General features: G+C 58.6%; 13 protein-coding genes. 3 read left to right on the forward strand and 10 right to left on the reverse strand.

The window, feature by feature from the left end; translation table 11 throughout:
• Window positions 1-406: 406 nt before the first annotated feature.
• From AKL27_RS03475 to AKL27_RS27540, 9 genes are all read right to left on the reverse strand, one after another.
• A complete protein-coding gene (locus tag AKL27_RS03475) occupies window positions 407-1,084 on the reverse strand; it encodes a GntR family transcriptional regulator (RefSeq protein WP_050461372.1) in 678 nt (225 codons plus the stop codon).
• 220 nt (window positions 1,085-1,304) lie between these two features.
• Complete coding sequence (locus AKL27_RS03480; protein ID WP_050461375.1) at window positions 1,305-1,778, reverse strand: universal stress protein; 474 nt, start codon at window positions 1,776-1,778, stop codon at window positions 1,305-1,307.
• A 125-nt stretch (window positions 1,779-1,903) separates the two neighbouring features.
• Entirely contained in the window at window positions 1,904-2,986 is a 1,083-nt protein-coding gene (locus AKL27_RS03485; RefSeq protein ID WP_050461377.1) for a calcium:proton antiporter, read from the reverse strand.
• Between the two features lie 146 nt (window positions 2,987-3,132).
• Entirely contained in the window at window positions 3,133-4,833 is a 1,701-nt protein-coding gene (locus AKL27_RS03490; protein WP_050461379.1) for an aspartate:alanine exchanger family transporter, read from the reverse strand.
• Between the two features lie 133 nt (window positions 4,834-4,966).
• Complete coding sequence (locus AKL27_RS03495; protein WP_050461381.1) at window positions 4,967-7,678, reverse strand: aminotransferase class I/II-fold pyridoxal phosphate-dependent enzyme; 2,712 nt, start codon at window positions 7,676-7,678, stop codon at window positions 4,967-4,969.
• 263 nt (window positions 7,679-7,941) lie between these two features.
• A complete protein-coding gene (aspT, locus tag AKL27_RS03500) occupies window positions 7,942-9,624 on the reverse strand; it encodes an aspartate-alanine antiporter (protein ID WP_050461382.1) in 1,683 nt (560 codons plus the stop codon).
• A gap of 105 nt (window positions 9,625-9,729) precedes the next feature.
• Window positions 9,730-10,494, reverse strand: coding sequence for a type I methionyl aminopeptidase (map, locus tag AKL27_RS03505; RefSeq protein WP_050461384.1), 765 nt, complete (start codon window positions 10,492-10,494; stop codon window positions 9,730-9,732).
• A gap of 246 nt (window positions 10,495-10,740) precedes the next feature.
• Complete coding sequence (locus AKL27_RS03510; protein ID WP_157056776.1) at window positions 10,741-11,748, reverse strand: fimbrial protein; 1,008 nt, start codon at window positions 11,746-11,748, stop codon at window positions 10,741-10,743.
• A gap of 104 nt (window positions 11,749-11,852) precedes the next feature.
• A complete protein-coding gene (locus AKL27_RS27540; protein ID WP_157056777.1) occupies window positions 11,853-12,176 on the reverse strand; it encodes a hypothetical protein in 324 nt (107 codons plus the stop codon).
• Window positions 12,177-12,380: 204 nt separating this feature from the next.
• On the opposite strand from AKL27_RS27540, the gene sbcD reads away from it, so the two are divergent.
• The 3 genes from sbcD to cls all read left to right on the forward strand — a co-directional run bounded on the left by sbcD (window position 12,381) and on the right by cls (window position 18,538).
• On the forward strand, window positions 12,381-13,601 hold the full coding sequence (sbcD, locus tag AKL27_RS03520) for an exonuclease subunit SbcD (protein ID WP_050461388.1): 1,221 nt from the start codon (window positions 12,381-12,383) through the stop codon (window positions 13,599-13,601).
• Window positions 13,598-17,032, forward strand: a complete 3,435-nt coding sequence (locus tag AKL27_RS03525) for an AAA family ATPase (protein ID WP_050461389.1) — start codon at window positions 13,598-13,600, stop codon at window positions 17,030-17,032. The genes sbcD and AKL27_RS03525 overlap by 4 nt, the downstream gene beginning before the upstream one ends.
• 75 nt (window positions 17,033-17,107) lie before the next feature.
• Window positions 17,108-18,538 (forward strand): cardiolipin synthase, encoded by a 1,431-nt coding sequence (gene cls, locus AKL27_RS03530; protein ID WP_050461390.1) that lies wholly within the window; start codon window positions 17,108-17,110, stop codon window positions 18,536-18,538.
• 93 nt (window positions 18,539-18,631) lie between these two features.
• Here cls and AKL27_RS03535 read toward each other — a convergent pair whose 3' ends face one another.
• Window positions 18,632-19,867, reverse strand: a complete 1,236-nt coding sequence (locus AKL27_RS03535) for a glutamate carboxypeptidase (RefSeq protein WP_050461392.1) — start codon at window positions 19,865-19,867, stop codon at window positions 18,632-18,634.
• Window position 19,868 lies beyond the last annotated feature (1 nt).

Raw genomic sequence — 19,868 nt, forward strand, 5'->3', positions numbered from 1 at the left:
CGAATTCAGTGTTCGAATAATAGACGTCCCTTTGCAACAGGTCAACGACAAATTTGTGCGTGCGAAAATGCCTGAATAACGACCGTGCACAGCCGGAATGCCCGGCCACGCGGGCTGCGAGTGGTTAACTGCGGGGATGGGATGATGCGGAATGCGGTCAGGTCTGCTGCCAACGGATGCCGAAATCCACGTGCAGCAAGACAGACGAAGGGCTGGATTTATTGCTATTAAGCAATTTCAGGGAGGCGAAATTATCAATATGACATCGACTGAATTGGCAACAGCGACGCCAATCAACATGAAAATCGCAACAGATGTCAGCCGGTCCGGCCCTGAATCTGAAGGATGGAAATGAAAGCCGGCAAGGCAATGCTGCCCTGCCCTCAGCACAGTTGAGGCAACCGGATCAGGCCGCGCTCAGGCGCTTGCTGAGGTCGCGGCCAGCGCGTTCGATGTGGCGGGTGGCAGCCTGAAATGCCTCATCCACCACGCCGGTAAAAATGTGCGTCGCGATGATCTGATGTTCTTCCCAGGCCCGCACCGGGACGCCGGGATCATTGAGCACGGCCATCATGGAACGCATCAGATGCGGCCATTGCCCGGCCATGATTTGCTCGATTGCGGGATTGCCGCTGAGCCGGTAAATCGCCATGTGAAACCGGAAATCTGCCTTGACCAGCACCGCCAACGGCGCGTTATGCCGCATCGCGCTGACACCCAGTTCAATCGTTTCCTTCAGCGCATCGATGTCTTCTTTCGGCGCCAGACCATCCTTGACCCGCTGCGCCGCCATGGCAGCCGCACTGGCTTCCAGCGACACGCGCGCGCGGTAAAGATGAACGATGTAGTCGGGATTGACCGGCGAGACTTCCACCCCTTGCTTGCCCGCATCGCGCACCAGCCCCTGATGCCGCAACAGTTGCAAGGCATGACTGATCGGCTGGCGCGATACCCCGAGGCGATCCGCCAGCGCCGATTGCCGCACCCGTTCACCGGGTTTCAGGTCACCGCTGGTGATAGCTTCGAGCAGGCGGTCATACACCTTCTCGATGTAGAGGGTATTTTGGTCGATTGAATTCTGCATTCCGGATTCCATGACGGGATCTTAGCTGACATCGCTGCGCCAGGCAACATGCGTGAAGAGTTCATCAACACCAACGGTACGCCCGGATATCTGCAGCTCCGGGTGTTCGCCATACACGCCAGAGCGAAATGCAGTTGCGCTATATCACCCGGCAAAGTATCGCGTGACTATCCGCCGGCTCCTGGCGTTGTCGTTGGTCAGATGAATAAAGCCACTCTTGTCATTCTTTCCAATTTTTCGCAGGAGATTCCTTGCCAGTCGGCGCATCAGTTTTAATCAGGATCACAGGACATTCAGCACGCGCTAACACCTTGCCTGCGACTGATCCGACGATGGCATCGAGAAATGAGCCCCGTCCATGCCGTCCCATGACAACGGCTGACGCGCCAACGGTTTCTGCCAACTCGACGATGACTTCCGCGGCATCTCCGTGCAACAGGTGTTTTTCATAAGGGATTCCGGCATCGTCAAGAATCTTGCATGCCGACACCAGGTTGGCGACATTGGTATCTCGCAGCCACGTATCGATCGTATCTTTGTCAAAGTACCCACGCATTCTCAAGGGAACGTCAGTAGCGACCGTGACTAAATGCACAATCGGATCAGAACCAAGCAGCGTTCCTTCAGCAATAAAGCGTGCTGCCGCGTCTGCAAATTCCGATCCATCCGTCGCTAAAATAATTGTTGATTTCATACAGGCTCCATTTAAAAAATTTCAATTCTTTGATCGTCGATGCCAACCGGATCATCATCTGCCGGACATGGTAACGGCTACCACAGCAGTGTCAACATGCTGAAGCTGCGGAATACAGCACTAGCTCACGGCACGATCGTGGTAAACAAATACACCGCAAAAATAACCAGATGGATCGTCCCCTGCATCACCGTGGTACGGCCGGTGCCGAGCGACAGCGTGGCAACCAGAAATGACAGCAGCAGCAACACGGTCGATTTCATGTCGAGGCCGAGCGACAGCGTCCAGCCAGTGGCCAGCGAAACCACCGCGACGACCGGAATGGTCAAACCGATACTGGCCAGTGCCGAGCCGAGCGCCAGGTTCATGCTGGTCTGCAAACGATTGGCGCGGGCTGCGCGCACTGCTGCCAAGCCTTCCGGCAACAGCACCACGGCGGCGATGATGATGCCCACCAGCGTCTTCGGCGCGCCCATCGCTTCGACGGCCGATTCCAGCGTCGGTGCCAGCGACTTGGCCAGCAATACCACTGCGCCGAGACAGATCACCAGCAGCACACCGCTCGACCATGCCAGTTTGTTGCTTGGTGGCGGCGCATGGACATCTTCGTCGGCCAGCGCCACTTCAGGTAAAAAATAATCGCGATGGCGCACGGTTTGCATCAGCACGAAGGTGCCGTACAGCACCAGTGAAATGACCGCGATGAAAATCAGCTGGCTGCTGCTGTAAGAAGGACCGGGCAAGCTCGACGTGAAATTTGGGAATACCAGCGTCAGCACCGCGATTGCCGCCAGCGTCGCCAGCGAAGCGCTGACCCCGAGCAGCCCGAAGGTTTGTTCGCGGTGACGACCGGCGCCGAGCAACAGGCAGATGCCGACGATGCCGTTGAGAATGATCATGATGGCGGCGAACACCGTGTCGCGCGCCAGGCCGGCGGTCGATTCACCGCCGCTCAGCATCAGCGATACGATCAGCGCCACTTCGATCAGCGTTACCGCCAGCGCCAGCACCAGCGTGCCGAACGGTTCGCCGACCCGGTGCGCCACCACCTCGGCGTGATACACCGCGGCCAGCACGCTGGCCATCAGCGCCGGCACCAGGATCAGCTCATAAGCGCCGCCCAAGCCGGCCGCCACGCCTGCCAGCAACAACCAGCCGATGACCGGTGCAGCGATGGACCACAGCGGCAAGGTTTGCGGTATTTTCATTTGACGCTTTCAGTGACGGAAAATCGGATGACGGGACCAGCGACGGAATCAGGCGCTGCGGCTGCAACAAGAAAAGTGCCGGCGCAAACAAAAGCGGCGGTTGCGCCAATCACGCAACCGCCGCCTGATTCACCGCTGTGCGTAATTTATGCCAACACCATCGCAAAATATCCGAAGACAGTCAAGAGCACACCCGAAACGGCATAGCCGACCGGGAAACCGATCCACGGCACATTACTCTGGATTTCCACCGCTGCTTCGCGGCAAGGCCCGGAGTGACTGCGCGCACCGGCGACGGCGCCCATCAGAATGGCCGGATTGATCTTGAACCAATGGTAGCCGATTGCCCACACAATGAACGGTGGCACGGTACTGGCGACAAAGCCGACGGCGAAAATCTTCATCGCAATCGCGCCGGTCAATTGTTCCAGCAACGAAGAGCCGGCATTGATACCGACAATCGCCACGAACACCACCAGTCCGATATCTTCCAGCACATTGCGCGCCGCGCTCGGCGTATTGCCGAAAAAGCGCAAGCGTGACGACACCGATGACACGATCACGCCGGACACCAGCAAGCCGCCGGCATTGCCGAGGCCGACCGAAGCGCCGAAAGCCGGGAACTGGATCATGCCGATCAGCAAGCCGAGGATCATACCGGCCGACAGCGTCAGCAAGTCGGTCGACGTGCTGGGTCGCACGATGCGTCCGATCAGATTGCCGCCATAGGTGACCGCGGCCTTCAGGCCGACCACGCCGAGAATGTCCATCCGTTGCAGCCGGGTATCGTGGGCCACCGGAATCGGCACCCCGCCGCGTTCCAACCGCACCAGATGCAAGTGATTGGCAGCCGGATTGGTGCGCAGTTCGGCCAGTGTCTTGCCGACCACCGACTTTTCCATCACCACGATATCTGCCTGATCGAGCGGAATATCGAGTGCATCGCGATCCGCCACTTCCGGTCCGATCAATCCCATCTTTTGCGTGATGTGTTCTTTGTTGCCACCGAGCGCAATGACGTCGCCCAGTTGCATCACCAGATTATCGTCGCAGCCGATTGACTTGCCATCGCGCACCACATTGCCGATCTGATACTCCGGATTGTCGGCCAGGAACTTGCCAATCGTCAGCCCGGCCACCGCTGTGTTTTCCAGCCGATAGGCACGCAAGCTGACGCCGCTGCGCCAGCCGCTCAGGCTCGGCACATCGGCACTGGCCACGCCATGCTCATCTTCGTATTTGCGCGCGATGGCCTTGGCATTGAGGCCCCACCACTTCGGCAGATACTTGGTGATCAGCACGATACCGACCGTACCCCAGACATAGGTAATGCCGTAGGACAAGGCAATCATGGCCGACACTTGCTCGGCCGTGGTGCCCGGTGGCAGCGTTACCGCGTGCGCGGAGACTGCTTGCTCAGCCGAACCGATGGCAGCCGACATGGTTTGCGAACCGGCCAGAATGCCGCCGGCGGCGCCGAGCGGCAAATCCAGCAAGCGCGCACCGAGCACGATGATGCCCAGACCGGCGAAGCAACTGATGACACCCAGCAGCGCGTACCGCAAACCCTCGCGGCTGAGACTGTTGAGAAACGACGGCCCGACCCGCAGCCCGACGCCATACATGAACAGGTAATAGAACAGACTCTTGGTGAAGTCGTTGAGATTGAGTTTGACGCCATACATCGATGACCACACTGCCAGTGCGGTGCCGACCACGATGGCGGCCGCCACCATGCCCAGACCATAGCCGGCGACGGTCAGCCGGCCGATGCCGACTGCCAGACCGACGGTCAAGAACAGCAGGATGTAAGGGTTGTCATGTAAAAATTGAAAGGCTGCTGCCATGATTGGTTCACTTTCCCGAAATAGTGATATGTGGCGCATGGCATCGCCGCCCCCGCTGTACCCGACTACTGCGGACATCAACGAGGCCGGCGATGGCGGCATCTGCAAGCAGAAACCGTCTCACGCGTCCCGTTTATTTTTTGGCTGAGAGCAGCTTCAGACCTTCGGCGTGGTTATAGCCGTGGATTTCCTTGACATCGAGTTTGCGCATGAAGTCGACGATGCCCTGGGTAATCACCTGGCCCGGCACCATGATCGGGAAACCCGGTGGATAAGGAATCACGAAATTGGCCGACACCAGCGGCGGTCCGTCTTTGAGACGCTGGTCGATATCCGCGCTGCCAATCGGGATGTGTTCGCAATCGGCGGCACGATAGGCATCGTAAAACGCACTGCGGATATCCCCTTCAATCGTGCCCTTGCCCGATTGCTGACGGAAGCGTTCATCGAAATGGCTGAAGTTCGGCAAATCCGGCACATCGTCCATCAGCGAATACACACGCGCATCGAACGCCGCCCGTTCGGCATCGCTGCCGTTTTGCAGACGGGTATCGATCTCATGTGAAATTTCCAGCAGCACGCGCAGCAACAAGGCCACATCGCTGCGGGTATTGTTGATGTTGGACTGGAACAGCACACTGTTGCGTGACGTCTTGTTGAGCTGGATATCGTATTTCGCCGCCAGCAAGCCCTTGAACTGGGTACCGTCAAAGCCGGCACGACCGCACACCAGCGTCATGCGTGTCGGATCGAGGCAGAATTCGTCGTGGCGCACACTTTCAGCCTGATCGCACCAACTGGTATCCGGTGCGAAATAGTCGCTGTAACCGGACTCGCGGTACTCGGCCGGGATCATGCCGTCGACACCCAGGATTTCGAAGTACCTGGAAATGATCGGATGCTCTTTGACCTGACGCCGGATCGCCAACGCGATTTCAATTGCATTCATGACCAGTCCGTAGCCTTCCAGCTCCATCTGCCGGCGCGCCACGTCGAGGCTGGCGATCAACTGCTGATTCGGGCTGGTCGAGGCATGGGTGAATACGGCTTCATGGAATTGCTCATCCACGGTGTGATAATCGACGTCCTTGACCAGAATCATCGAGCCTTGACGCAAGGCCGACATCGACTTGTGCGTCGAGTTGGTTTGGTACACGCGCAGGCGCACCTTGCGCGGATCGGGAACCAGACGGGTATCGAGCAAGGTATTGACGTCCGGTTTTTCACCCAGCAGTTTTTGCTGTGCTTCGTAACGTTCGAGGAACGCCGGATCGCGGAATTCGGCTTCCAGCGTCTTGGCGCCGCCCATCGCGGTACGCGGCCGCATGAATGGCGACCAGTGCGCAAAACCGAACCATGCCTCATCCCACAGGAAGATCAGATCCGGCTTGATTGCCAGACACTCTTCCATCACCCGCCGTGTATTGTAGAAGTGACCGTCGAAGGTGCAGTTGGTCAGATCCAGCATCTTGACCCGGTCCAGACGACCGGCCGCTTTCAGATCGAGCAGCGCCTTCTTGATGGTGCGCAGCGGCACCGCGCCATACATCGAGTATTGCGTCATCGGATACGCTTCGACGTAATACGGCTGGGCGCCGGCCAAGACGAAACCGTAGTGATGCGACTTGTGGCAGTTACGGTCGACGATGACGATATCGCCCGGCGTCAGCAAAGCCTGGATCACCATCTTGTTGCTGGTCGAGGTGCCGTTGGTGACGAAGAATACCTTGTCGGCGCCAAACGCCCGCGCTGCCAGTTCCTGTGCGCGCTTGATGTTGCCGGTCGGTTCCAGCAGGCTGTCGAGACCGCCGGTGGTGGCCGAGCTTTCGGCGAGGAACAGATTGATGCCGTAGAACTCGCCCATGTCGCGAATCCAGTCCGACTTGAACACGGCCTTGCCGCGTGCAATCGGCAGCGCATGGAAAGTGCCGATAGGCCGTTGCGCATAGCGCTTGAGGTTATCAAAGAATGGTGTTTCGTAACGGGCACGGATGCCTTCGAGTACCGACAAGTGAATTTCCAGCGGTTCTTCCACCTGATAGAAAATCCGTCGCACGACATCGGCACGCGGGTCGCCGGCAATCTTTTCTACCCAGCGATCGGTCAGCAAATAGATGTCCAGTTCCGGCCGGATCCATTTCAAGATATTGGCCAGGCGCAAAGCAATTTCATCTTCGGGACCATCGGTATCGATATTGAACGCCTCCAGCATGGCGCGCAGCAGCGGCGCTTCCTGCCGCGAACGCATGCCGAAACCTTCATACAAGGTGACGGCAGCAATATCCGGATTCATGATGGCAGCGCAGATCGCATCTTCGAAACTGCCCACCAGCACCGGTTCATAAATGAACTCATCTTCCGGACGACGGACCCGGCGCACTTGCGTGGCAGTATATTCCCAGCGCGATTCCGGAAACGGCGTGACGACCAGTACTTCGAAATACGGCGGCGCATGGCCATTCTGACCGACGGTCGGCGGCAAGCGATCAGCATGCTGATCCTTGGCATCATCGCTGGTTTCCCACTCGGTGGTATTGCGCTTGTAGTTGCGGGAAATGATGGCGGTCGAAATACGCTGCGCCAGAATGCTGAAGCCCTGAATGTCGTCGGCGGCCAGTTTTTCATTGAGGGTCTTGAGCAAATGCACGCCGGGGTAGGCATAAAACGCCTCAATCGGTGCCATGCCGGCAAATATCTCCAACAGTTTTTCGCGGGTGGCGACATGATCAGGCGTGGCGCTGAGCTTGCGGGTGGCCGCCAGAATCGTCATCCATTGATCGGCGCGCAATGAAGGCGTTGAAAAAAAATGATCAATGCTGCGCGGAGATATTTTTTCCAGTGTCATGTTGGTCCATTCAGAATTAAATTGAAAATCCGGGTGATTGATAGTCCCGGCACTTCAGCGCACACGGATGGCGTGCTGTTCATGACCGCCGCATGAGATTAGGGGTAGCCGACTCGGCGCAGCGGGGCAGAAAAAATGTGAGATTCGATTCTGTGCTGTCGCAGGCATCATGGTATTGATCTGGGACAAGAGCAAGAAATATTTAGTCGCAAAACTTACCGAATTTCGGGGAACCAAATACCCGTCCGAGAGACGGTTGCCAATCAGGCAATAGCTAGAACAACAACAATTCCCCAGATCGCGCACAGGGTATTGCTGACCGCATACGTGACGGTATACCCAAGACCGGGAATCTTGCTTTGCGCCACTTCGCACACCATGCCGAGCGAAGCGGTGGAAGTGCGGGCGCCGGCGCAACACCCCAATACCAGCGCCGGATGGATGCGGAACAGATATTTGCCGATCAACATGCTGGCGATCAGCGGCAATCCGGTCGCCGCCACACCCCAGAAGAACAGTGAAAAGCCCAGTTGTTCGAGGCCCGCGACGAAACGTGGTCCGGCCGAAATGCCCACCGTGGCGATGAAGATATTGAGGCCGATGGCATTCATGAACCATACCGTGTTCTCGGGTATGCGACCGAACAGCGGGCGCACCGAGCGTACCCAGCTCAACAGGATGCCGGCCAGCAGCGTGCCGCCGGCGCTCGACAATGACAACGGCACATGGCCGATATTGATGACCACCGCACCGGCCAGCGCCCCCACCGCAATCGCCGCGCCGACAAACGCCATGTCGACCACGCGCGTCGGCGATTCGATTTGCCCCAGTATCCTGGCCGCCGCAAAAATATCGCGTTGCCGGCCGTTGAGGGTGACGATGTCGCCGCGTTCCAGACGCGTATTGCGCAACACCGGGATTTCGGTGGTGGCGGCGCCACGCACGATTCTGGCCACGAACACGCCGCGCGCCTCCATCCGGCATGCCAATTCATCAAGGGTCTTGCCGATCACCTCGCGCCCGGACACATACACTTCCAGCGTGCCGGTCTCGACAATCAGCAATTCCGGATCGTCCACTTCCTGCGCCGGCGCTCCCAGCAGATTGATCAGGCTCTGACGCGGCGCGCTGACGGCAACCACATCACCAACCTGCAAACGGGTATCGATTTGCGCTTCGAAGATGTCAGCGCCACGTCTGATGCGCGAAACGAAAATGCGATCTTCGGGCGCCAGCATTTCCGCTTCCAGCACCGTCAGGCCGGCCACCCGGCTGCTTGCCCCGACTCGGTACGCACGCCGCTCCAATTGCGTCCAGCCGGCACCGGTGTTGCCCGCCAGCAGATTCATCTGCGCTTCATATTCACGGCAAGCCTGTGCCAGGTCGATACGCAACAACCACGGCCCGAGGCGCGACAGAATCAGTCCGGTACCGAGCGTGCCGAACAGATAGGTCACTGCATAAGTGACCGGAATGGCATCGATCAGATCGCGTTTGGCATCATCGGACAACAGCAGACGGCCGATGGCATCGGTCGCCAGACCAATCGACATGGAATTGGTTTGGGTCCCGGAAAAGAAGCCGGCAGCAGAACCGGCGTCGTACTGCGCCAGTTTGGCGATGACCAGCGTCACCGCCAGCGACACCACGCTGGCCGTCACCGCAAACGCCGCCTGCGGCAAGCCTTCGCGCGCCAGTCCGCGGATGAACTGGGGCCCCAGTCCATAGCCGACCGCAAAGATGAACATCAGGAAAAAGATTTGCTTGAGATCGGCGGATACCGCAATCTCGAACTGACCGATCAGAATGCCGGCCAGCAGAGTCGCCGGTACCACACCGAGGCTGAAACCGAAGAATTTCCGTTCGCCGATCCAGTAACCGATACCCAGAGAAAGAAAAATCGCGATCTCGGGATAACGACGCAGGGTCGGGGCTAGCCACTCCATATCAAGCTCTCGGCGAATATCAGAGCCGTCATGGTAATCCAGAAAATTCGATTGCTGGCAGGAATTTTTCCTGACGCGCCGGCAACGAGGATGGAGGAGAACGGCTTACTTTTGCGGCCAGGGCGTCAAAATTTCAGAACCGTTTTCCGTCACCGCAATCATGTGTTCCCATTGCGCCGACAACGAACGGTCGCGCGTCACCACGGTCCAGCCGTCTCCCAGCTCTTCCACGCCTCTGGCGCCGGCATTGATCATCGGCTCGATGGTGAAGGTCATGCCCTGCTTGAGCAACAAGCCGGTGCCAGGCCGGCCATAATGCAAGACTTGCGGTTCTTCGTGATAAATCTTGCCGATGCCATGGCCGCAGTATTCGCGCACCACCGAATAACCGGCGGCTTCGGCCAGCGTCTGGATCGCGTGTCCGACATCGCCCAGACGAGCCCCCGGCCGCACCACGGCAATCCCGGCCAGCATGGCGTCGAGCGTGGTCTGCACCAAATGACTGGCCTTGGCCGACGGCGTACCGGCAAAATACATGCGGCTGGTATCGCCATGCCAGCCGTCCTTGATCACGGTGACATCGATATTGACGATGTCGCCCTCCTTGAGAATTTCCTTGCTGCTCGGAATGCCGTGGCACACCACGCTGTTGATCGAGGTGCACAAGGTTTTGGGGAAACCGTGATAGCCGACATTGGCCGGTGTCGCCTTTTGTACCTTGCGAATATAGTCATGGCAACGGCGGTCGAGTTCTTCCGTGGACACGCCCGGCACCACATATTCGGCGATCATTTCCAGCACTTCGGCAGCCAGGCGGCCGGCCACGCGCATCTGGGCGATCTGTTTTTCATTCTTGATAGTGACTGGCACCGTTTACCTCTGCTTTCAGGCTGGGTACGTCCGCATGGACGACGAAAGTGAAAAGCACGCGCCATGAGCGGCGACATGCTTCGTTTTCGCTATTATCCCCGATACCGCTGCCGACAGCATATGTGGCATGAATGATGCACATCACCGCTGACGCTACGCGCCAACGTCAATCCCGGCGCAATCACCCCATTCCGCCAGAGGCAGCAGCGAGCGCCCGACACAGAAAAAAGCACGATGCCCGGGAAGCTATTGGTAAGTAAGCGAAAAACGCGCCACGGCCTGGATCGACCCGGCGCTCACCACTTGCGCGGTTTGATAATAGCGGGCGACAATGGGAACGGTAAAACCACCCACACTCGATTGACCCGGCAGCCATTGCACGGCGTCGTCGAAGCGCACGGGCGCACTGCCTGATAACAGTTGTATCGCCACGCCGCGCGCACGGGTATTCGTGACGGGCGCCAGCACACCCGGCAATTTGTCGCGGTGCTGATAAAGCCCGTCCCAGCGCAATCCCACCCGGCGCTCCTGGCCGGGAATGCTCTGATTGCAATAGATGCTGATAAAGAAAGCGCGTTCCCCACCGGTAAAACCCGGATGCGTAAATTTGTGCTGCCCGATCGGCAGCAGATTGACAACCTGGTTCTTGTCACTGGAGCCCACCGAGCAGGTTGCGCTGACGATCGTTGTGGCATTTCCTGCGAGCCGGGTCACCATCACCGGCTTTCCCATACCGTCACCATCGGCGTAATAGCTTGTATAAAGTCCCGATGACAATGCGCCACTGCCAGTGTTTGCCGCAGTTTTTACCAAATCGACCTGAAACCCGTTGACCGGTGCAAAGTAAAAATCTCCCGCACCGGAAGTGCCTGTATTGACCGCAAGACTGTGCGGGTAATACACCGTCCTGAACTGACTACCGGCACCCACGGTACGCGACAAACGGATACCGATGCCGGCCACATCGGTTGAATACACCGGAGTATCAACGCTCGAAATACCGGTCACCGGCAACCCTTGCAAGATTGCCCCGATCATCTGACCGCCGCCCCGGCAAGTGGCAAAGCGCTCGCCGCCATTGTCGCTGTTCGGTCGCACCGGAATCGGAAAGGTCCGGGTCACGATGACACCACCGACCGGCGTATCGCGCCGGACGATCACCGCTCCCATTCCCATTTCAATCACTTTGGTTTCAAAGCCGGCAAGCTGCTTGCATGCTGCCTGCACATGCGTCGTGTTCAGCAGGCCCAACATGAGCAATCCGCCAAAGCATGCGTTGATATTCACGTCCACTTCATTTCTCCTTCTGAGAACCACTGATCACGACTGCGGCGCAGACAGCCTCTGGCCGCGTGTACTTACCCCCAGCTGGCGCCGTTCGTACCCGGATCAACTACCGGCGGCGTAACCACCGGCGGCCTGGGCAGCGGTGCTGGCATGGCTGGCGGCGACGGCATTACCGGCGGGAATATCTTATCCAGCTTGCCCTGCAATTTTTGCCAAAACAAACCAAACAAAAAACCACCCGACACTTGTTCCAATGCATTTTTCTCTAACAATTTCATTACTCTTTCTCCATTCAAAATAAGCCGGCCGGCAAACGTAAATTCATGGAATGGCCGATACATTTCCGTGCTCGAATTTACGACTCCATCGTAATCAGCAACGATTACCGGCAACATCGAATAATGTGCGATTTGTGATGCGATTTATATCCCCGTCCTGAAGTCGCGCGTGTGCATGGATTACCCACATAAATGCACCCTGCATCAAAAAAACCGCGTATATTTTCTCGTTCATATCTATAGCGCCTTATCCATGACGGCCGTACAATAGCGCGCGATGCCAGCACCATTGCTGTCGCCTCTACCTCACTACCATCAGCAATGAAAATCCTGCATACCTCTGACTGGCATCTCGGCCAGCACTTCATGGGCCAGACCCGGCAAGCGGAGCATCGTCAGTTTTGCGACTGGCTGGTGACGCAGGCCGATGCGCATCAGATCGACGCCATCATCATCGCCGGCGACATCTTCGATACCGGTACCCCGCCCAGCTATGCACGCGAGCAGTACAACGAGTTCATCGTTGCCTTGCACCGGACCGGCACCCGGCTGGTGGTATTGGGCGGCAATCACGATTCGGTGGCGACGCTGAGTGAAAGCCGGACGCTGCTGGCACAACTGCATACCCAGGTGATCCCCGGCGTCGCGGCCGACCCCGAACAGCAAGTACTGGTATTGCCGCGCCGCGATGGCACCCCGGGCGCCGTGTTGTGCGCGATCCCCTTCATTCGTGCGCGCGATGTCTTGCAAAGTCAGGCCGGTCAAAGCGCCAATGACAAACAGTTGTCACTGCAAACGGCAATTCATGATCACTATCGCCAGCTGTATGCAATGGCGCTGGCCAAACGCGAAGCGCTGGGTCTGCCGCTGCCGGTCATCGCTACCGGTCATCTGACTACGGTCGGCGCCAGCGCCAGCGATTCGGTGCGGGAAATTTATGTCGGCGCACTGGAAGCCTTTCCCACCAGCGCCTTTCCACCGGCCGACTACATTGCGCTGGGGCACATCCACCGGCCGCAAAAGGTCGGCGGCCTGGAACACATCCGTTACAGCGGTTCGCCATTGCCGCTCAGTTTTGATGAAGCGCGCCAAACCAAGGAAGTATTGCTGGCCGAATTCACGCCGCAAGGCTTGCAGCGCGTGCTGCCACTGGAAGTGCCGCGCTTCCGGCACCTGCAATCATTGAGCGGCACGCTGGCAGAACTGCAGGTACAGATCCGCGACGCCGCGCAATCCGGCAGTGCAGAACAAACGGTGTGGCTCGACATCACGGTCGCCATCGACGACTATCTGAGCGACATGCAAGGCAAGGTTTTGGCAATGGCGGCGGACTTGCCGGTCGACATCCTGCGCATCCGGCGCGCGCGCGGCAATGCCGCCAGCGTCATGCAGCAGCAAAGCAAGCTCACCCTCGATGAATTGCAACCGCAGGAAGTATTCTCGCAACGCCTGCAAAGCGAAGCGCTGGAACCGCAATTGCAGCAGCAACTGATGCAATTGCATGATCAGGTGATCGACGAACTGCGCACGGAGCAGGCATGAAAATTCTCTCGCTGCGCCTGAAGAACCTGAATTCGCTCAAGGGTGAATGGAAGATCGATTTCCGGGAAGCGCCATTCAAGGGCAACGGTTTGTTCGCCATCACCGGCGCCACCGGCGCCGGCAAAACCACGCTGCTGGATGCCATCTGTCTGGCGCTGTACCACCAGACGCCACGCATGGCGACGGTATCGGCCGGCAGCAATGAACTGATGACGCGGCATACCGCCGACTGCCTGGCCGAAGTCGAATTTGAAATCAAGGGTCAGGGCTACCGGGCCTTCTGGAGTCAGCGCCGTTCGCGCGACAAGGCCGATGGCGCATTACAGGCACCCAAAGTAGAACTGGCGGCGGCCGATGGCACGATCCTGACCGACAAGATCAATGAAAAACTGCGCATCACCGAAAAACTGAGCGGACTCGATTTCGGTCGTTTCACCAAATCGATGTTGCTGGCGCAAGGTGGCTTTGCCGCCTTTCTCAATGCCGATGCCGGCACCCGTGCCGAGTTGCTGGAAGAACTGACCGGCACCGATATCTACGGCAACATTTCGCAACGGGTCTATGCGCGTACCAAAGAATTGCGCAACGCGCTGGATCAACTGGAAGCGCGTGCTGCCGGCGCCGAATTGCTGACGCCGGAAAAACGGACTCAACTGCAACAGGAAGTCGCGCAACTGGGCAGCAACAGCGGCAAGCTGGTGCAACAGCAAAAGCAATTGCAGGTACAGCTCAACTGGCGCAACGACATCAGTAAGGCCGAACAACTGCAAGGCGATGCGCAACAACGCCGCCAGGAATGGCAAGCGGCGACCGTGCAGGCGCAAGCACAATTGTTGCAACTGGCTGCGGCAGAACCGGCACAAAAGATCGCCCCGGCCTATCAGAGTCGCCAGCATGCGGCCCAACGGCTGCAACACACGACACTGGAACGGGACAAGAACCGGCAGACACATGACGCCACCGCGCAGGCACTGCACCAGGAACGCTGGCGCGCGCGCCATTACGCCACGCAACTGGCGCAGCAGCAACAGGCGGCACTGGCACACAGCAATGCCGCGCACCAGCAATTACACAACGAACTCGCCAGCCAGCCGCAGCGCGACATGCTAGGGCAACACCTCGGCCAATGGAAAGAGCAATTTGCCGCGCTGGATCAAGCCGCGCACGACACCGCGCAACTGCAAAAAGCGCTCGACCAGGCGGCAAGCGAGATCCAGACCATACAAGCCGGCATTGAACGCCGGCAAACCGCAACGCAAGCGCTGGCGACACAGTTGCAACTTTGCCGCGAGCAGGATGCGGAGACGGCGCGGCAACTGGCAACGCTCCTCGATGGCAAGGACGAAGCAACCTGGCGTGACGACTGGCAAAACTTGTCGCGACGGGAAGCCGATATCGCGCAACTGGAACAGATACAGCGTCGGCGTCACCAATTGCAGGAGCAGTATCAACATACTCAGACCGCATTGGCTGAAAAGCGGCAGTTGCAGCAGCAAAAGAAAACCCTGCTTGATGCGCTGCGCGTGCAATTCAAGACGCTGCGACAACAACTCGCAGACAAACAGAAATTGCTGGAACAGGAACAGCGGATTCAGGCACTGGAAGCCCACCGCAACCAGCTACAGGCTGGTGCGCCCTGCCCGCTGTGTGGCGCTACCGAACATCCGGCGATTGCCGCATACCAGGCACTCGATGTGTCGGCAACCCGTCAGGCAATGAATGCCTTGCAAACCGAACTGGATGCTCTGGAAGAAAAAGGCAAGGCACAAGACCGCGAACATACCGCACTGATCACCCAGAACGAGACGCTGGCAAGCCAATTGCAACAATCGCATGGCGAGCTGGAACGGGCGCAACAGGAATGGCAGGCATTGGCCGCCAGGCTGGGCGTGGCACAGGAACAGACGGCCGCGCCGGCACAGATCATTGAGACACTGCGCCAGTTGCAACAGGAACAGATGCGCGCGGCACAACTGCGGCTGGAACAGATCGATCTGGCCAAGCGCGCCGTACAGCAAACCGGCAAAGCCGTGCAAGATGCCGGACAGGCACTCAACGCCGATGCCCAGGCGGGTGCCTTGCTGACGCAACAGCTGGAAAATCACAAGCAACGTCAGCAGGAGTTGAACGAGCGCATTGTCCACAGCCGGCATCAACATAATCAGCGCCAGCAAGAGATCGCGGCTGCGCTGCAAAGTCTGGGCCTGAGCATGCCGGCCGATGCCGCCGCCTGGCTGCAAGAGCGCGATCAGGAATGGCAACGCTGGCAGCAGGCGCAGGCGCAACTGCAAACACTGGCACAGACCATTTCACGCCAACAGCCACAAGCCGAAGCGGCACTGGTACAACAACAATTGTGGGAACAACGCTGGAATGCGCTCACTGACATAGCGCCGCCGGCAATCGACCTGCCCGCTGCAACAGATCTCGCGGACACACTGGCGGCCTGCATCCACGCCCACGACGCAGCCCAGCAACAACTCAGTCTGCTGAGCGGCACCTGCACCGCTTTGCAAACGCAATGGGAATCCGAACAGACACAATCGCAAGATGCCGGACACCATTGGCAAACGGTGCTGGATGCCAGCCCGTTCGGGGATGAAGCGGCTTTTCTGGCGGCACTGCTGAGCGACGAAGAGCGTCAGCATCTGCACGCACTCAAGCAGTCATTAGACAGTCAGGCCAGCGCCACGCAAGCGGTATTGCAAACGGTCACGCAACAGCTCGACCAATTGCACACCCAGGCACTGACCACTGATGATGGCGCCACGCTGAGCACGCGGCTGGAATTGCTGAGCGCCGATATCAGCCAGCTTACTCAGCGCCAGGGCGAGATTGCGGGCCTGCTGCAAAACGATGACCAGCAACGGCAACGACAGTCGGCACTGTTTGCCGAGATCGCAAAACAGCAGGAGCAATACACGCTGTGGCAACATCTGAATGGTCTGGTCGGTTCCGCCGATGGCGCCAAGTACCGCAAGTTTGCGCAAGGCCTGACGCTCGATCATCTGGTGCATCTGGCGAATCGCCACCTGGAACAACTGCACGGGCGCTATCAGTTGATCCGCAAGAGCAATGTCGAACTGGAACTCGGCATCGTCGACACCTGGCAAGGCGATATCGGCCGCGATACCAAAACCCTGTCCGGCGGCGAAAGCTTTCTGGTCAGCCTGGCGCTGGCATTGGCGCTGTCCGATCTGGTCAGTCACAAGACCTCGATTGAATCGCTGTTTCTCGATGAAGGCTTCGGCACGCTCGATGGCGAAACACTGGAAATTGCACTCGATGCGCTCGACAAACTCAATGCCAGCGGCAAGATGATCGGCGTCATCAGTCACGTCGCCGCCATGCAGGAAAGAATTGCGGTGCAGATCAAGGTCCACAAGGCAGTCGGCATGGGCTACAGCCAGATTACCCTGAGCAGCGACTGAACCACGGCCGTTGCCTGCTGCGCGCAATGCATTAAGATGTCATGCATCAAGATCCTCGCAATCCGGAGCCCAAGCATGCTGCAACACCTGTCTGTCACGTTAAGCCTGATTTCTGTCGCGGTCATTCTGTTGCATCTGGGCGGTATTGTTGCCGCCGCCCACGCCCTGATGCATACCCGCACGCCGCAAGGTGCGGTGGCCTGGGTGTTCGGGCTGGTACTGCTGCCTTATGTCACACTGTTGCCCTATCTGTTCCTGGGCAGCAAACATTTCACCGGCTACGCCGAATTGCATCATTCGCGGCTGGCCCGCCGGCGCACGCTGGACGATCCGGCCAGCCGTCAGTTGGCGCTGCACTATCCGCCGCATGCGGGCGCCGAACGTTTTTCCGCCATCAGCGCCATGCTCGGCGTGCCGTTTCTGGGCGGCCACCGGCTGCGCTTGCTGGTCAACGGCAGCGCCGCCTTTGAAGCCATGTTCGCCGCCATTGCCGCGGCCGAACAGTATGTATTGATCCAGTTTTTCATCATTCGCGATGATCCGCTCGGACGTCAGTTGCAAGCGGCACTGCTGGAACGCGCTGCGGCCGGAGTGCGGGTTTATCTGTTGTACGACGGTGTCGGCTGTCACGATCTGCCGGCCAGCTACGGCGAAGCCTTGCGCGCCGGCGGCGTGCAGGTGCATCCGTTCAAGACCCGGCGCTGGCGCAATCGTTTTCAACTCAACTTTCGCAACCATCGCAAGATCGTCGTGATCGACGGCGTCCGTGGTTTTGTCGGCGGCCTCAATGTCGGCGAAGAATATCTCGGCAAGAAACCACCGCTGGCGCCGTGGCGCGATACCCATATGGAATTGCAGGGACCGGCCGTCAACGAGCTGCAACTGGCCTTCGATGAAAACTGGCACTGGATTACCGGCGACCAGATCGCGCTGCGCGCACCGCCCGCTGCCGACGGTCAGGCGACCTCACTGGTGGCCGCGACCGGACCGGCCGATGAACAGGAAACCTGCTCGCTGTACTTCGTGCAACTGATCAATTCCGCCCGCCGCCGTCTGTGGCTGACGTCGCCTTATCTGGTGCCGGATTCGGCGGTGATATCGGCACTGCGGCTGGCGGTATTTCGCGGTGTCGATGTGCGCATCCTGATCCCGTCGCGGCCCGACCATCGCACCGTCTTTCTGGCGTCAACGCTCAACGCCTATGAAACGGTGCGGTCCGGCATCCGGGTGTTCCGTTATCAACCCGGGTTCACGCATCAAAAAGTGATCTTGATTGACGATGACACTGCCGGCGTCGGCAGCATGAATCTGGACAATCGTTCCCTGCGCCTGAATTTTGAAGTGGCGGCACTCAATCTCGATCCGGTTTTCGCCAGCGAAGTGGAAGCCATGCTGCTGGCCGATTTCGCGCAGTCGCTGGAAATCGATACCGGCGATTACCTCAAGCAAAGCTATCTGCGGCGGGTGGCGATGCACGTGGCGCGACTGTTCAGTCCGGTGTTGTAAGCCGCTCCCGCCGCGTGCAGGCGAAAAAAATCCGGCTGTCACAGCCGGATTCTTTCGCCGCGCATGTGCGCCGACAGCGGGCAATTACTTGAATTACTTGCTGCCCGCCTTGCTCATGCTTTCAATCATGCGCACCGTCAGATACAGCCGTGGCACCACGCTGTCCAGATCAGCCCATTCATCGGCCGAGTGAATCCGGTCTCCGACGATGCCCATGCCATCCAGCACCACCGGCTTGCCGGTGTTCGGGTTGTAGGCAAAACCGGCATCGGTACCGTAACGCATCACCACCGGCTGAATGTTCTTGCCCAGTTCCTGATAGATACGGTCGGCAGTCGCTGCCAGTTCATCGCTGGCGGCATTCTTGCTGAATGGCGGCCGGCGGTTTTCCACCTTGACGCTGACTTCGGTTTCCGGAATGAATTTCTTCAGCACGATGCGATTGGCATCTTGCTGCACGCGTTCGATTTCACTCAGGTCGGACATCCGCATATCGGCCGTGGCGCTGGCTTTCTCGGGAATGATATTGACCCGGTCACCGGCCTGAATCACGGTCCAGTTGACGGTCGTGCCCTTGGCCGGGCTGCCCAGATCCTTCAATTGCATGATTTGATTCGACAGTTCCACCGCTGCATTGCGGCCGGCTTCCGGCGCTGATCCGGCATGCGAGGCCAGCCCCTTCACACTCAGGTAAACATAGGCGATGCCATTGGTGCCGACCGTGACCCGGTCTGCTTCCGGCGGCTCAAACACCAGCACGTAATCCTGATCGGCCGACAGCTTGCGAATCATGTCGCGTGAACCGAGTGAACTCTTTTCTTCATCCGGATTGAACAATACCGTCAGCGTCTTGAATTCCCTGAAGCCGCGTTCGCGGATCAGGTCCAGCGCGTACAGGATGATCAGTGCCCCGCCCTTGGCATCGGCCACGCCCGGACCATAAGCCTTGTTGCCGCTGACCTTGAACGGGCGCCGGGCCGCTTCGCCGATACCGAACACGGTATCGTAGTGAATCATCAGCATGATGTTCTTGCTGCCGCTGCCTGCCACGGTGCCGATCACCATTTTTCCGGCTGCCGGCGGTGCGGCCACGATCTCGACCTGAGCGCCCAATTCTTTCAGGCGCTGCGCCAGTACCGCTTCTACCTGCCCCAACCCCTTGGCATCATCAGTGCCGGAATCGATATTGACCAGACGACCGAGGTCATTGACCAGATCAGCCTTCTTCTTTTGCGCGGCTTGCAACAAACCGTTATCGGTCTGGGAAAAACTGGTATTGCTGACCGCCATGGCGGCGATCAGAGACAGCATCAGGGTGGTTTTCTTCATG

Origin of the sequence: Herbaspirillum autotrophicum, from assembly GCF_001189915.1 — a bacterium.
GTDB lineage: Bacteria > Pseudomonadota > Gammaproteobacteria > Burkholderiales > Burkholderiaceae_D > Herbaspirillum > Herbaspirillum autotrophicum.